The following is a 16,127-nucleotide window of genomic DNA, read 5'->3' as shown; positions in this document are numbered from 1 at the left end:
ATGATGGTCTGTCATTTCTTTCAAAGACAAAATGGAATTAATCCAAGAAAAAAGAAGACCAATTCTCATAGGTCTTCTTTTTTCTTGCAAAAAATAACATAAACAGCACAGAAGGGTATTTAATTTTGGGATTTTATTGTTTTTTTAGAATTGTGAGGAGGGGTTTTGTCAGTGAATAACGAACTGTAGGTGAAGGTCGTATATTCACACTTTTACGTAAAGAATTGGGGGAGTTGGAGTGAAAAAAGTAAGTGCTGTCTTGTTATCTTCTGCTTTGGTAGTCGGAGCGATGGGTATTACCCTGGGCAATCCTATTATTAAAGCAAAGGGAGCAACCGGTAAGGCAGCGATCACTAAAGAGTGGACAAAGAATAAAATTGCCAAGGGAGTAAAAACTCGTGGGAGTGAACGAACGAAGGTTCTTGTGGAATTAGCGGCACCGCCAACAGGTGTTGCGGCAATGGACAAGAGCTTTTCCACCTCACAACTAAATAAACAATTGACTTCACAGCGGGAGCAAGTCGTTAAAGCAGTGAAGAAAAGAGTAACCAATATAAGTAAGGGTCGTAACTATGATACCGTGTTTTCTGGTTTTGCTGCTACATTAAAAAGAGAAGATGTTAGTAAGCTGGCAAAGGTACCGGGTATCAAACGCATCTGGCCCAACACCCGCTATAAAGCTAATTTGAAAGAGAGCGTGCCTCTGGTAGGCGCTCCTGATGTTTGGAAGAAGAAAGATGCAAATGGATCACCTGTTGATGGGAAAGGGATCCGAGTGGCTGTTGTGGATACAGGTGTAGACTTCACCCATCCTGATTTGAAGGGGAAAGTGGTCGGTGGCTACGACTATGTGAATAATGATAAAGATCCCCAGGATGAAAATGGTCATGGTACCCATGTTGCAGGGACAGTTGCCGCAAATGGGAAAGTGAAAGGTGTTGCACCAGGGGCATCGATCTTGGCCTATCGCGTGTTGGATGAAGGGGGTTACGGTACCTTAGAGGATATCCTAGCGGGGATAGAAGGTGCTGTAAAAGGGAAAGCCGACATCATGAACCTTTCCCTGGGAGGCCCCACGAATTCACCAGAAGATCCCTTGGCAATCGCGATGGATGTAGCCGCGACCAAAGGAACCATCCCTGTAGTAGCCAATGGCAATTCCGGGGAGGATGGCAAATGGTCAGTGGGGACACCCGCAACTTCCCGAGAAGCTATTTCCGTGGGTGCGTCCAGTAAAGCTCTTGATGAACCTGATCTAAAGTTTGCAGGGGATCGAAAAGTGGCGAATATGATAATGGTAGAAGGGTCACCTAAATTCCCATCAGGTAAGCTTCAATTAGTCAACGTAGGTAATGGAAATGCGTCGGATTATAAAGGGAAAAATGTAAAAGGTAAAGTGGCAGTGGCTAAACTTGGGAGGGGCGAAGTTCGGCTAAAATCGACTATCGCCAAGGATAAGGGTGCGACTGGATTGATTGTGTATAAGGATGAGGGGGGCGATAAATATTTACCAAGCAAGGGCTCTTATGCTCCAACAGCGGAAGTTCCAAAGGAGACGAGTGATTGGTTTATCAAGAAAGTAAAGGCTGGAAAAACCGCTACAACAGTAACCAACACAAAACAGGAAACGATGGCTGATTTTAGCTCCAAAGGTCCTGTCGCTGGAAGCTGGGCAATTAAGCCTGATGTAACCGCACCGGGTGTGAATATTACAAGCACTGTACCCCAGGGAAAATACGAATCCTATAGTGGGACAAGCATGGCGGCACCTCATGTAGCAGGCGCGGCTGCTCTCATCAAACAAGCCCATCCTGATTGGACCTTGCAGGAGATCAAAGCCGCATTAGCGAACACGGCTACCACCCTTCATGATCGTACAGGGAAGGTATATCCTGCCTATATGCAAGGATCTGGACGGATTGATATTCCAAAAGCGATAGATACTCAGACATTGATCACGCCATCCAATTTGAGCTTTGGTAAACTGGATCATCGTTCTGGGACGGTCCAGGTTAATCGGAAGGCTACTGTTAAAAATCTAGCAAAAACGGATAAGACCTATCAAGTGAAGGCACAGCTTTCTAATGGGAAAAGTAAAATAAAGGTTCATGTACCGAAATCATTGAAAGTGAAAGGCAACAGCAAGGCGAAGTTAGATATTGGTCTAAAGGTGAATAGGAGTCTACCTCGTGGCATATACACCGGACAAATACAATTACAGGATGGTAAAAAGACGCTGAAGCTCCCTTTCACCGTATTGATTGATCCTAAAGGTTACCCATTAGTAAACTCCTTTGGATTAACCCCAACTGCTTTTTCACCTAATGAAGACTGGATCAAAGATAAAGTGGCCATTTCTTGGTACTTGCCTGCTCCAGTAGAAGGTCTCGATCTGTATGCGATCAAATTAGACGAAAATTGGGATCCTGAGCGTCAATACACCGTCTTCAGTGAATCCAATACCAAGAGTGGTGTGATTGAACAAGCTTGGGGTGGGAAGGATGAAAAGGACAACCCTCTGCCAGAGGGGGTATATAATATTCGACTGACTGCCAATCATCAAGGTGAAGAATACAGTGACGGAGCCCCAGCAGTTATTGATCCAAAAGCACCCGCTTTGAAAATGAAAAGCACCTTCTCCTCGGAAAAGATTAACGGGAGCATTCAAGATTTGTTGTTAGACCCTCTAGCCTTCTATAATGTCTATGTAGATGAGCCTGTGAAAGTGTCCTGGAAGAAAAAAGGGACCAAGTATAAGACGTGGAAATCGATTCCTGTGATGGAAAACTACCAAGATCAGAGTCTATTACCCTTCTCCTATAGTTTCAAAAAAGGTACGTTCAGCAAAGGAACAACAAAAGTTTGGATCAAAGCTGAGGATATATCCGGTAACGAAACGAAGAAAGAGATTAAAATAACAATCAAATAAAGGGCTTAAAGCCTAGAAAAGAAGAAAACGTCCTCTAGCTTTTCCAGAGGACGTTTTCTTATGGGATGAGTGTTAGGCGGTGGGTTCCCTGTAAAGCGGTAATGTCGGGAATCCCAATACCAAACATCGCTATTTTTAGTTCCCATTCGATTCTCTTCAATTGGGATATCATAGTAGTCGGAGAAGTCGAGGCATGGTGAAGGAGCGTACGTCCATATCCAACGAGATCCGCTCCAAGGGCGATTGCCTTCGCTCCATCCACACCCGTATGAATACCACCGCTCGCAATTAACCCCTGATGGGGAGCTTGACTGCGAACATCTACGATACAGTCAGCTGTCGGAATTCCCCATTCGGTAAATGCCTCCGTTGCCTGACGTACTTCCTCGTCTAGGGAGCGGTGTTTTTCCACTTGACTCCAGGAAGTGCCTCCAGCTCCAGCTACATCGATGAAAGCAACGCCAGCTTTATACAGGCGAGTAGCTAGCTCACCATGGATCCCCCAACCGACTTCCTTTATCCCCACGGGTACTTCAAGGGAGTGGCAAAGATCTTCTATACGGTGAAGTAAGTTGCGGAAATTCGTATCTCCTTCAGGTTGGAAGACTTCTTGCAAGCTGTTTAAATGGAGGATTAGAGCATCAGCCTCGGTTAATTCGATAATTTGGCGACAATGATCCACTCCATAACCATAGTTGAGTTGCACAGCTCCTAAGTTAGCGAAAAGTAAGATGTCAGGAGCGAATCTCCGTACTTGAAAAGAGTCAGCTACTTCGTGATGTTCTAGGGCAGCACGTACCGACCCCAAACCCATAGCCCATCCTCGTTCTTGGGCTGCGATGGCGAGATTTTGGTTAATAGAGAGAGCCGCTCTCGTTCCACCAGTCATTGAACTAATTAGGAGGGGGGCTCGAAGTTTTTTATTGAGGAATGTAGTAGTCAGATCAATGTCGGAAAAATTGATTTCAGGTAGGGCTTCATGGCGGAAGCGATAGTGCTCTAAGCCAGTAGTAATCTGATGGCCGGTTACTTTTTTATGAAGAACGATATCGAGATGCTCTGATTTTCGTTGATCTGTTCGGTAATCTTTGTCCATGGTTAATATTCCTTTCTATAAGAAGATGGGATGGCTTCAGTTTGGCTTGGACAAGTGATATCGGTGGACTGCACAACGTGCACGGTTGCAGGGTTATTATGATCAGCTAAACGACTGTTGGTACACATCTATCATCACATCAGTGAGGAAAACTTGTCCATTCTTATCGTACCATTAGGAAGAACTTATTAAATCGAAGGTTTCATCTTAACGATTTATGGCTTATCCAACGATATATCGACCGGAGGACGGATCTTCGTAACTTGACTATCCTAGTATATAAACGCTGTCGGATCCAAAACGTCGCTATTTACAGCGAAATGATGACAACAGGTCAAATTGCCTTTTATTTTTTGATTTCTACGTTGAGTTTACCTCATGAATTGGTTTATAGTCTGTAAATGATCGGTAGCGATTTTGTGAGGGGTATTTGGGGATGATAGGAAATATTCCTCTAAGATTAGTTAGGAGCTTTCTTTAGACAGGTAGGTTGAATACCCTAGTGAAGAAACGAATTGCCTCGGGTTCAATCATGGAGAGGAGCATAGTGGATGGCGATCCTGTATGGATTATTAATCATTGTTAGTGGAGTATTCCTGTTGATGGTGACAGCGATTACCGTACGTTATGGGCGTCTGCGTCGACTGATGCCTAAACCTGCGTTTCGTAATATTGATGCACGCCCCAAACCAGATGAGTGGGATGATGGGGAGGTCACGATAACGTGGATTGGACACTCCACATTGTATATCAATTTCTTTGGTACAAAAATCATTACCGATCCGGTGCTTGGTTCTAGAGTGGGGATTTCGATTGCTCCTGGAGTGAAGATTGGTCCCAAACGATACACTCCGCCAGCACTTTCGATTGAGGATGTAAAGGATGTAGATTTGATCCTCCTCTCTCATGCTCATATGGACCACTTTGATATGTCGACATTAAAAGCGCTGGCTGCACCCCACGTTCGTGTAGTGACTGCGAAGAATACGAAGGGATTATTACGTCGTCTTCCCTTTGGAGATGTGATGGAGCTTGGCAATAAAGAAGAAGGCGAGCCAGTTTCCGAACTTCGAGTAAAAGCCTTCCCCGTTCGACATTGGGGAAGTCGCTTTCCTTGGAATACAAACTATGGTTGGAATGGATATATTTTAGAGAAAAGGGGACGTCGTTTAGTTTTCTCTGGGGATACGGCTTGGACAGAGGAGTTTAAGTCTTTATGTAAAGAAGGCCCTATCGATTGGATAGCTATTCCTATTGGTGCTTATTTACCGATTTCTTTCCAGGGAGCTCACTGTACTCCTGAACAGGCTTGGCAGATGGTACAGGATAGCGGAGCGAAAATGGTGACGCCGATTCATTGGAACACCTTTGTTTTATCCCAAGAACCAGTAGATGAACCGATTCATCGCTTTGTAAAAGCAGCAGGTGAAGAGAAAAATCGGATTGTCATCCATGATCAAGGGAAGGTTTTTCGTTTAGATCACTCCTTTGTGGATAGAGAGGTGGATGATCTTACGCAAACAAATCCGAAGAATGTCCAACCTTCCGTTGTGATACAAGCTCGCGGATCCAGTTCTCCCTCTCGCAGTCGGACGATTCTAGATCAATAGGAAGGGGGCCTAATCTTGACTCCTTCTCTTTTGTCCATTTTTGCACAACGTTTCTTACCTTGATGCGTATGCTGATAGTGAACCGTCCTTGGGTGAGGAGGAGAAGACGAATGTCTGATGAACTTAAAAAACTGAGCGACTCCATTGCGGAAATTACCGAGATTGCCAAGGGATATGGACTTGATTTTTATCCAATGAGGTATGAGATATGTCCTGCAGACATTATTTATACCTTTGGAGCTTATGGAATGCCGACGCGATTTTCGCACTGGAGTTTTGGTAAAACATTCCATAAAATGAAACTACAATATGATCTGAATTTAAGTCGCATTTATGAATTGGTCATTAATTCTAATCCATGTTATGCATTTTTGTTAAAAGGGAATAGTCTCCTTCAAAATAAGCTAATCGTAGCCCATGTATTGGCCCACTGCGATTTCTTCAAAAATAATGTTCGCTTCTCTAATACCTCTCGCGATATGGTAGAGAGTATGGCCGCTAGTGCCGAGCGGATCCGTCAATATGAAAGGGAATATGGAAAAGATCAGGTAGAGGATTTCCTTGATAATGTGTTGGCGATTCAAGAACATGTCGATCCAAGCTTAATGAAACGACCACGACGCAAAAAAGAAAAGAAAACAGATACCTCTCATTCCCATAAGTCTCCTTACGATGACTTATGGGGCCTAGATCAAGGAAAAGAAGAAAAAGCGGTGAAAAAGCCACGTTCGAAAGTGCCCGATGAATCGGAAAAGGATTTGCTTCTTTTTTTGATGAATCATAGCCAAGTGTTAGAGAGTTGGCAACAGGACATTATGACCGTAATGAGGGAAGAAATGCTTTATTTCTGGCCTCAGATGGAAACGAAGATCATGAATGAAGGCTGGGCTTCGTATTGGCATATTAGAATTTTGCGGGAGATGGATTTAAGTGAGGCAGAGACACTGGAGTTTGCAAAGTTGAATGCTTCTGTGATACAGCCTTCTCAAACGTCAATCAACCCTTATTATCTGGGTCTCAAAATGTTTGAAGATATAGAAAAGCGTTGGGATCATCCTACGAAAGAAGAGCAAGAGCGCTATGGTCGGAAAATAGGCAAAGGTAGAGAGAAGATGTTTGAGGTACGTGAAATGGACTTAGATACATCATTTATTCGTAACTATTTAACAGAGCAACTAGTAGAGGATCTTGACCTCTATATTTTTCAGAGAAATGGAAATGAGTGGACGGTCTCTGATAAAGGATGGGAAAATGTTCGAGAGCAGTTAATCACTGCACGAGTAAATGGTGGGCATCCAACCATTTGGGTGATGAATGGAGATTATCTCAATAATGGTGAATTGTATCTAAAACACTCCTTTGAGGGAATGGAATTGGATGTAAAGTATATCGAGAAAACCCTTCCCCACGTTCAGGTGCTTTGGGGGAGAACGGTCCATATCGAAACGGAAATTGAGAAAAAGCCCGTCCTGTTTACCTACAACGGGAAAAAATGTCATCGTCGATTTTTATGACTGATTATATTGCTTTACTAAATTAATCGATATTCAAAATAAGTAAATGGATTTACAAAAGAGCGATACCTATAGGTATCGCTCTTTTAGTGGAACATTAAAAGCACCCACCTTAAGGTACATTTAAGGTGGGTGCTTTTAATGTTATAGTATTCCGGCCAATGTAAGTGCCCACTTCACTACATTAATGCTAGTGTGCAGAATTTCAGCAATAGATTCTACTGTAAGCCCTTCTTTGAAGAGATTAACAATCTGACCGATAAGTTTTATTGCTTCGCTCACCAAAATCATCTCCTATTGTGAAATTAGCCAGCCGGCTTAGTTTATTATAATAGAAAATTTGCTATCATACAACTATTTTGCGTTCGTGAAAAATGCGGAATATATCCGTCATGTGCCCATACAAGCATAAAAGCGACCCTATGGCAGTCTAGTATCATCAAATTACTCCATAATCTTTCACCAGGCGTACGGGTGAAGATGTTTGTAAGTGAAAACGTATCCATAGTTCTGGTTGGATAAAAAAGCATAGTATTGTAGTATTATTTTAATGGTATTATTCGAGTCTATGTGGTAAAATATTAAATCAATCTAGGTATGTATGAGGGAGGGAATTTACGTGTTACTAAATAAAACAACTGAATTTAAGTTATTTTCTAACGTAACCAGCCCAAAGTACATTGTCTTTTGCGATTTTGATGAAACGTACTATCCTCATTCCCTGATTGGTGATCGTCAACATTACTTTCATGAGCTTGAAAAATATATTGAGAAAAAATCGAATGATGGCGAACTGATGTTTGGTTTAGTTACAGGGAGTAGTATGAAATCCGTATTAGATAAGATGGAAAGAGGGAACTTCCGTTTTCTCCCTCACTTTATTGCCAGTGATCTAGGAACTGAAATCACTTATTTTACCGAAGATTATTTTGGAAAACGAGATGTAGAGTGGGATTACCGCCTGGAAAACGGGAACTTTTCCAAACGAAAAAGTGATGAGATCATTCAACTATTACAGGAAAAATACCGGGTTTATCTACGCGCCCAAACTCAACTGGGTATTTCACGTTATAAACATAACTTTTATTATCAAGAGCAAAACGAATTGGTCGATGGAGAAAGTTTCTTAGCCATTAAAACAGTCGCTAAGCAGTACGGTGTTGCAGTAAATATGAACCGTTGTAATCCGCTTGCAGGAGATCCGGAAGACTGTTTTGATGTTGATTTTACCCCAATAGGCACAGGGAAAGATGAGATTGTACGGTTTATGTTGAATAAGTATAAAGTGAAGCCGGAGCATACTTTTGCATTTGGCGATAGTGGAAACGATTTAGAGATGTTAAAAGCAGTAAAACACGGATACCTGGTTGAGAATGCAACAGAGGAAGCAAAGAATGCTCATGCTAAAGTTGCAGCAGGCGAGTATTCAATCGGGATTATTAACACGCTAAAATCAATTCTTGATAATGCATGATTTAGAAAAAGTGGGTTCTTCGTCATAATCATCATCATGAGTGATGCATATAAGCTTTGGAGGAGCATTGTAGCGGGATCAGATCTGCTTATTTTTATTTCCAATCCGATATTAATCGGATTTTTTTATTTTTACATACAAATAGGCTGAAGCAGAAGGAACTTTCGAGTAGTTAGCCTTTCTTTTTTAACTAGTTAGATATAAGCAACACAATTCCCTTATTTTTCATTTTGTATTTCATGTATAAATATTATAATATCATTTTCGGGTAATAACGAATGGTGGATAGTGAATTTTTCTATATATAGAGAATTGGGGGAATTGTAGTGAAAAAAGTAAGCGCCATCTTGTTATCTTCAGCTTTGGTTGTCGGAGCACTGGGGATTTCCTTGGGCAAACCTATTGTTAAAGCGGAGGGAGCCACTGGTAAGGCAGCGATTACGAAAAAGTGGACAAAGAATAATATTGCGGAGGGAGTAAAAACCCGCGGTAGTGAACGGACCAAGGTTCTTGTGGAGTTGGCGGCTCCTCCAACAGGTGTTGCGGCAATGAACAAGAGCGTAGCCACCTCACAATTATCTAAACAATTGACCTCACAGCGGGATCAAGTCATCAAAGAGGCGAAGAATGAAGTCCCCAGTATACATAAGAGTCGCATCTATAGTACAGTGTTTTCTGGGTTTTCTGCTACATTACAAGGTCAAGATGTTAGTAAGCTGGCAAAGATAGCGGGTGTTAAACGCATCTGGCCTAATACCCGCTATAAAACGCATTTGAAAGAGAGCGTGCCAATGATAGGCGCTCCAGATGTTTGGAAGAGAAAAGATCTAAAGGGTTCAGCCATTAACGGTAAGGGGATGCGGGTGGCTGTTGTGGATACAGGTGTAGATGCCACCCATCCTGATTTGAAAGGGAAAGTGATTGGCGGATACGACTTTGTAGAAAATGATAAAACTCCCCAGGACGAGGTCAGAGAGGGTCATGGTACTCATGTCGCAGGGATCATTTCTGCAAATGGGAAATTGAAAGGCGTTGCACCTGGGGCGTCCATTCTGGCTTATCGCGTGTTTGATAAAAATGGTTTTAGCTTCACAGAAGATATCCTAGCAGCTATTGAAAGGGCTGTAAAAGAGAAGGCCGACGTCATCAATCTCTCCTTGGGGTATAGCGATAATACTACAGAAGATCCCACGGCTATCGCGCTAGATATAGCCGCATTAAAAGGGACCATTCCTGTGGTAGCCAATGGAAATGACGGGGAGAATGGCAATTGGACAGTGACGTCACCCGGCACCTCTCGGGAAGCGATTTCCGTGGGTGCGTCTACGAAAGGAAAGTCTGGAAAAACTGCTACAACAGCATCCAATACAAAACAGGAAAGGGTGGCTGATTTTAGTTCCAAAGGTCCTGTCACTGGAAGCTGGGCTATTAAACCTGATGTAATCGCACCGGGTAAGGATATTACTAGTACCGTGCGCAATGGAAAATATGACACCCTTTATGGTACAAGTATGGCTACACCTCATGTAGCAGGTGCAGCGGCTCTCGTTAAACAAGCCCATCCTGATTGGAATGTGCGGGAGATCAAAGCAGCACTAGCTAACACGGCCACTACCCTTCATGATGATAAAGGAAAGGTGTATCCTGCCTATGTGCAAGGATCGGGACGGATTGATATCCCAAAAGCGATAGATACTCAAACATTGATCATGCCATCCAATTTGAGTTTTGGTAAGCTGGATCATGGTCCTGGGACGGTTCAGGTTCAGCGGAAGGCAGCAGTTGAGAATCTAGCAAAAACGGATAAATCCTATCAGGTCAAAGCACAACTTTTTAACGGCAATAGTAACATCAAAGTAGAGGTACCGAAATCGTTAACAGTGAAAGGAAATAGCAAGACGGATTTGAATATTGGTCTGCAGGTAGGTACGAGTCTACCTCGTGGAATATACACTGGTCAAATACAATTACAGGACGGTAAAAAGACGCTAAAGCTTCCCTTTACCGTATTAATTAATCCTAAAGATTACCCATTAATAGGCTATCTCGCAATAAGCCCAAATCCATTCTCACCTAATGGTGACGGGATCAAAGATCATGCGGTCCTCTCTTGGTACCTGCCTACGCAAATAGAGAGCCTCAATCTTTATGCGACCCAATTAGATAAAAATGGGGATCCTGCTCGTAAATATACCATCTTTAGTAAATCCAATTCCAAGAGTGGAATGAGTGAACAAGTTTGGAGTGGGAAGGATAAGAACGGCAAATCTCTCCCCGATGGAATATATGAGATGAAAATGACTGCTAAGGATCAAGGTAGAGAATACGATAAAGGAGAAAGGTCGGAAAACAAAGAAACACCGATTATTGATCGGACAGCGCCGACAATAAAGATGGCAAGTACCTTCTCCTCAGCAAAGATAAAGGGGAGTATTCAGGATTTGTTATTGGGACCTGTACCGGGCCAATATGGATTCTCGACTATGCCAATAAAAGTAACTTGGAAGAAAAAAGGGACCAAGTATAAAACGTGGAACTCGATTCCTGTGACCGACAATGATAAAGGTAAAAGTGTACTACCCTTATCCTATAGTTTCAAAAAAGGTACTTTCAGTAAAGGTACAACAAAAGTTTGGATCAGAGCAGTGGATGATGCTGGTAATGAGAGGAAAAAAGAGATCAAGATAACCATCAAATAAATCGCTCAAATCCTAGCAGTGAATAGAAAACGTCCTCTAACATAGCCGGAGGACGTTTTCTTATGTTGTGAAGCGGAAGAATGTAACAAGGTTTGCTTAAATATAGCATATAAAAAAGCTTATAAAATAAGATAATAAGACATTTATGTGTATGTAATTTGGTTTAATTATGGGATTAACATGTACCCTATATCTATATGGTATAGATAGGACACATTTTAAGGATCGGAAAGCGTAGGACCTCTGTCACTTGCGAAAGCTCCTGGAGTGGCAAGCGTGAAAAAGAGCACTAGGGTGACTATAAAGGGTGGAAAATGACGAAGTGTTGCATGAAATTCACTCCTTTAATATATCCTGTATAGACTCTTTTTTAAGTATGAATAGGTTATTTTCCCAAGTTAATAATTGAGATTTGTATCACAGTGGCTAGTCCTATTTACTTAAAAAGGGAAAAAATGTCACAGTAAATTTTTATACAACAGTCACCTTCTATAGAAATTGATTACATAAAAGCGATACCTATAGGTATCGCTTTTATGGTGGATCATGTGTGATTAAATCAATCCTTGGTACGTTTATTCTCACCTGTAGTATCTCGGTATTCAGTATTTGGTGAAGGAGGAGCCTCAGGCTCTTCATGGGAAGAATGTTCTTCCGAGTCAGGGGTAGGGAACATCCACCAAGCAGGTTCGACAGGATCCCATTCTTTTTGCTCCTCGGTGAAAGGTGGGGGGGAGTGGTCATCTTCAACAGACTGTACACGGGCCATATCGGGTTTTTTGATTTCTTCAAAAGAAGTCTCGGGTTGCTCTTTTGAGGATGAATAGTTCTGTTGTTGGGGTAGATCCGATGGATTAATTGGATGATTTGGAGTCGTAGCGATCCAAAAAAGTGAGCCTATAAGAGTGGAGTCATATTCGGCCCATCGACGAATCCGGAGTTTGAGGCCAGAATCAGTTGGACCTTCAAAGCAGACCGAACAAGTTGGCTGATTGGTCATGGCGACAGGGATAGCACCTTTGTGTAGTGAGCTTTTATCATAGTTGATTACTACAAACGTTTCTTTTTGTCCGGGACTTAGGTTGAAAGAGATCGTGCCATTTTGAAAGGTGGGGATGTTGAAGGATAATTTCTCAGGTTGGATCGTCCCATTAAGGATGTGGTCATTGTTAACCGACTCTTGCGCTAAATGATGAGAGTTGATACAGGAAGGTTGTAGATGATTTTTACTAATGGCATTGTCGGCGATATGGGAGGCATTAATTGAAGAATTTTTTATATGGTTGGAGGCGATCGCTTGAAAGGAAATGTGTCGAGAAGTAATAGTTTCTTTGCTCAAATGATGCTCTTCAATGGTATTCTCTGCAAGATGAATGGAGTGAATACAAGCATCTTGGAGGTTCCTTGAGGAGATTGAGCGCTTGCTCAGATGACGTTCTCCAATCACATCGTCTGATATATGAGAAGTATGGATTGCGTCATCTAAAATTTGACGTGGACCGATAATTCGATTGCTAAAGTGGCGAAGTTCTAGGGAGTTATCAGCGATATGAGAAGCATTGATTGAATGAGGTTGGAGATGGTGGGGAGCGATCACTTCTTTCGTGAGGTGCTTCTCTTGGATGATGTTGTTTTTCAGATGATGGGTGTTGACGGATTCTTTAATCAAGTGACGATCTTCTATGGAGTCATTGGCGAGATGGATACCGTGTACTATGTCTGGTTGTAAATGATGAGAAGAGACGGCGTTTTTAGTAAGGTGGTGAGTGTCGATTGAATGCTCAGCGATATGAGCAGCATTGATTGAGTCGGGTTGGAGATGGTGGGGAGCGATCACTTCTTTTGTGAGGTGTTTCTCTTGGATGATGTTGTCTTTCAGATGATGGGTGTTGACGGATTCTTTAATCAAGTGACGATCTTCTATGGAGTCATTGGTGAGATGGGTACTGTATATTGCATCTCGTTGTAAATGATGAGAAGAGACGGCGTTTCTAGTAAGGTGGTGATCGGAAATTGAATGCTCAGCGATATGAGCAGCATTGATTGAGTCGGGTTGGAGATGGTGGGGAGCGATCACTTTTTTCGTGAGGTGTTTCTCTTGGATGATGTTGTCTTTCAGGTGATGGGTGTCGATTGAATGCTCAGCGATATGGGCAGCATTGATTGAGTCGGGTTGGAGATGGTGGGGAGCGATCACTTTTTTCGTGAGGTGTTTCTCCTGGATGATGTTGTCTTTCAGGTGATGGGTGTCGATTGAATGCTCAGCGATATGAGCAGCATTGATTGAGTCGGGTTGGAGATGGTGGGGAGCGATCACTTCTTTCGTGAGGTGTTTCTCTTGGATGATGTTGTCTTTCAGGTGATGGGTGTTGACAGTTTCTTTATTCAAGTGACGGTCTTCTATGGAGTCATTGGCGAGATGGATACCGTATACTGCATTTCCTTGTAAATGGTGAGAAGAGACGGCGTCCTTAGTAAGGTGGTGATCGCAAATAGAATGCTCAGCGATATGATGAGTTTGAACGCTATTTTCAGTAAGATGGGGAGCCTGAATCGACTTATCTTGAATATGTTGTGAGGAGATCGCCTGCTTTGAAATATGTTGCTCTTTGATTGATTCCCCTGCGATATGGGTTGTGTGTACAGCATCGTTTTGCAAATGTTTACTAGATATGGAGTTTTTAGATAAGTGTCGATCAAGAATGGCTTCTTTTGCGATATGATGATGGTGAATGGAGTTATTTTGTAAATGTTTAGAAGAAATTACTTCATTTGTTAAATGCTTTTCGCCGATGCAATCATCGGCAAGGTGAGAGATTTGAACGGAACCATCTTGAAGATGTTGAGAGGAAATGGAATCTGTTGAAAGGTGATTTTCTCGGATTGCGTGATTAGCAATATGGGAGTAGTGGATGGCATTCTCTTGTAAGTGCTGCTCTCCGATGGACTCGTTGGCAATATGGACGGATTGTACAGCGGTGTTTTGTATGTGCCGTGAAGAGATTTCTCCCTTGGCAAGATGACGCTCTTTAATCGCGTCATTGGCCACTTTCTCTTCAGTAACTGAAAGATCACCTAACTTCGCTTTTGTTACAGAATAATTGATTAATTTATCGGTCGAGATCGACTCTGACTCAATTTTAGCGGCGGAAACTACACGATTACCCAATTTATTAGAAGTAATGGAACCTTCCTTTATATGATGCTCTGCTATACAATCATCGGTTAGATGGAATGCTTGCACACTATTTTCATCAAGCAATTCAGCATCAATGGACCGGGGGATAATCTTCGATTTAGAGATGGATTCGTTGGCGAGATGTAACTCTTTAATCGCTTCCTTTGCTATATGTGTACTATTGATTGCGAATGCTTTGATTACACTACCATCGACGGATTGAGGGGCTAATTTGGCAAGATTAACAGAAGCATCTGCTAAATGATCGGACTGAATGATGTTAGATTGAAGGTGGTCTTTAGCAATGGATTCCTTTACTATATGAGTTCCCTTAATAGAGGAATCTTTGAGATTGCTACTATCGACGGATTGAGGAGCTAGTTTGGAATGCTGGATGCTACCATCTGCTAGATGGTGCCCTTGAACAGCGTCCTTTTGAATATGGTTTTCCGCCACCGCATTCTCCGCCAGTTTGGCTGTATTTACCGATTCATTGGCCAGGAGATTCGTAGTGATGGTTCCAGGTTTAAATTTTGATGAGGTGATCGATTCATCTGCCAAATGAGAGATTTGGATGGTACCTTCCGCGATATGTTTTGAAAGGATAGAGGATTCCTGGATTTTTGAGCTCCCAATCGAATTGTCAGCAAGACGATTACCGATTATGGAGTTTTCCTGAATATGATCGAGATGAATCGATTCCCTTTGTAGATGTTCAGAGGTAATAATTTGAGGGGAGAGGTGATGGCTTTTTATCGAATGAGGGGTTAATTTAGCAGAATGGACGGCTCCATCAGCTAATTTGGAACTATCGATGACTTGATCCTGTAAATGCGCTTTTTCGATAGATCCAAGACGAATATGGTTACAATCGACACTGTTTTGAGCCATTTTTTCGGTGGTGACGGAACCATCCACCAGATCATCTGTATAAATGAAGGTGCGTCCAGAGGTGCTGTTTTGAGTACGTGTTTTTTTCATTTTCTTTAAATTATTGAGATGGTCAGGATCAGGATCAGTTTTATGAATCGGTAAATCTTTGCTGGAAGGAAGCGTTTTAGATGAATGGGAGATGGAGATGGTGGGTTGAGTGGCTGTGGCTGAATCTACTGGAGTTTTCTTTTCTGTAGGGGTTTTCTTTTCTGTAGCAGAAAGTGTTTTTGATTCAGGGTTATCCAAAGTTGTTTCACTTGCTTTTAGTGGTTGAGAAGGAGAGGAAGGTTGTTGCTGTGGAGTGTTTGATTTTGAATGGGTGGGTTTGGTTTGGGAGGTTGGATGGACAGAAGATTGAGACCGAGAGGATGTCTGCTTTTTTATGCTGTCCATCTCTTGTTGGATAATTTGTTCCAGCACCCATTCGTCTTCCAGACGCAGAGAACGATTCTGGTTGCGGTTACCCGGCTTTTTTTTGCGGCTCACACGTATCATCCCTTTCTTTGCCACACTCACCTATAGGTATATTCATTAAGTACAGTTGCCGCGACAATAAGATGGAAACTGGGCAAAAGTTTTGAGTTGGATGTCGCAATAGATGGTATGAGGCAAGCTCTGGGAGCCTGTTTAGTTTATTTTGCAAAGTATCACGTATTTTGAGTAGTACGCAGGAGGAGCAAATAAAATTCTCAGT

8 protein-coding genes are annotated in these 16,127 nt (G+C 42.3%); 5 read left to right on the top strand and 3 right to left on the bottom strand.

Annotated features, from left to right (window positions below):
• The first annotated feature begins 238 nt into the window (after positions 1 to 238).
• Positions 239 to 2,929: a S8 family serine peptidase gene (locus tag BLV90_RS16690; RefSeq protein WP_091739730.1), complete on the top strand. Its 2,691-nt coding sequence runs from the start codon at positions 239 to 241 to the stop codon at positions 2,927 to 2,929.
• A 58-nt stretch (positions 2,930 to 2,987) separates the two neighbouring features.
• On the opposite strand, the gene fni is transcribed toward BLV90_RS16690, so the two are convergent.
• Complete coding sequence (gene fni, locus BLV90_RS09330) at positions 2,988 to 4,025, bottom strand: type 2 isopentenyl-diphosphate Delta-isomerase (protein WP_091739725.1); 1,038 nt, start codon at positions 4,023 to 4,025, stop codon at positions 2,988 to 2,990.
• A gap of 551 nt (positions 4,026 to 4,576) precedes the next feature.
• Here fni and BLV90_RS09325 point away from each other — a divergent pair.
• Positions 4,577 to 5,635 carry an MBL fold metallo-hydrolase gene (locus tag BLV90_RS09325; RefSeq protein WP_245726305.1) on the top strand — a complete coding sequence of 353 codons (1,059 nt, stop codon included), beginning with the start codon at positions 4,577 to 4,579 and terminating at the stop codon, positions 5,633 to 5,635.
• Positions 5,636 to 5,745: 110 nt separating this feature from the next.
• The gene (locus tag BLV90_RS09320) at positions 5,746 to 7,149 is read left to right on the top strand and encodes a SpoVR family protein (protein WP_091739717.1); all 1,404 of its coding nucleotides are present in this window, start codon (positions 5,746 to 5,748) and stop codon (positions 7,147 to 7,149) included.
• A gap of 144 nt (positions 7,150 to 7,293) precedes the next feature.
• On the opposite strand, the gene BLV90_RS16245 is transcribed toward BLV90_RS09320, so the two are convergent.
• Positions 7,294 to 7,431, bottom strand: a complete 138-nt coding sequence (locus BLV90_RS16245; RefSeq protein ID WP_177167980.1) for a hypothetical protein — start codon at positions 7,429 to 7,431, stop codon at positions 7,294 to 7,296.
• Between the two features lie 337 nt (positions 7,432 to 7,768).
• Here BLV90_RS16245 and BLV90_RS09315 point away from each other — a divergent pair, with 337 nt between their 5' ends.
• Positions 7,769 to 8,623: an HAD-IIB family hydrolase gene (locus BLV90_RS09315; RefSeq protein ID WP_091739715.1), complete on the top strand. Its 855-nt coding sequence runs from the start codon at positions 7,769 to 7,771 to the stop codon at positions 8,621 to 8,623.
• A 326-nt stretch (positions 8,624 to 8,949) separates the two neighbouring features.
• A complete protein-coding gene (locus BLV90_RS09310) occupies positions 8,950 to 11,322 on the top strand; it encodes a S8 family serine peptidase (RefSeq protein ID WP_091739712.1) in 2,373 nt (790 codons plus the stop codon).
• 559 nt (positions 11,323 to 11,881) lie between these two features.
• Here BLV90_RS09310 and BLV90_RS09305 read toward each other — a convergent pair.
• Entirely contained in the window at positions 11,882 to 15,919 is a 4,038-nt protein-coding gene (locus BLV90_RS09305; protein ID WP_143035026.1) for a hypothetical protein, read from the bottom strand.
• Between the last annotated feature and the right edge of the window lie 208 nt (positions 15,920 to 16,127).

Source organism: Marininema mesophilum (genome assembly GCF_900106775.1).
Taxonomy (GTDB): Bacteria; Bacillota; Bacilli; order Thermoactinomycetales; family DSM-45169; genus Marininema; species Marininema mesophilum.
The sequence above is the reverse complement of the archived record's forward strand: the minus strand, read 5'-3'. Positions and strand labels throughout refer to the sequence as shown.

Coding starts and splice junctions, on each gene's coding strand:
- fni (WP_091739725.1), bottom strand. CDS start 4,025: ATGGACAAAGATTACCGAACAGATCAACGAAAATCAGAGCATCTCGAT.
- BLV90_RS09325 (WP_245726305.1), top strand. CDS start 4,577: ATGGCGATCCTGTATGGATTATTAATCATTGTTAGTGGAGTATTCCTG.
- BLV90_RS09320 (WP_091739717.1), top strand. CDS start 5,746: ATGTCTGATGAACTTAAAAAACTGAGCGACTCCATTGCGGAAATTACC.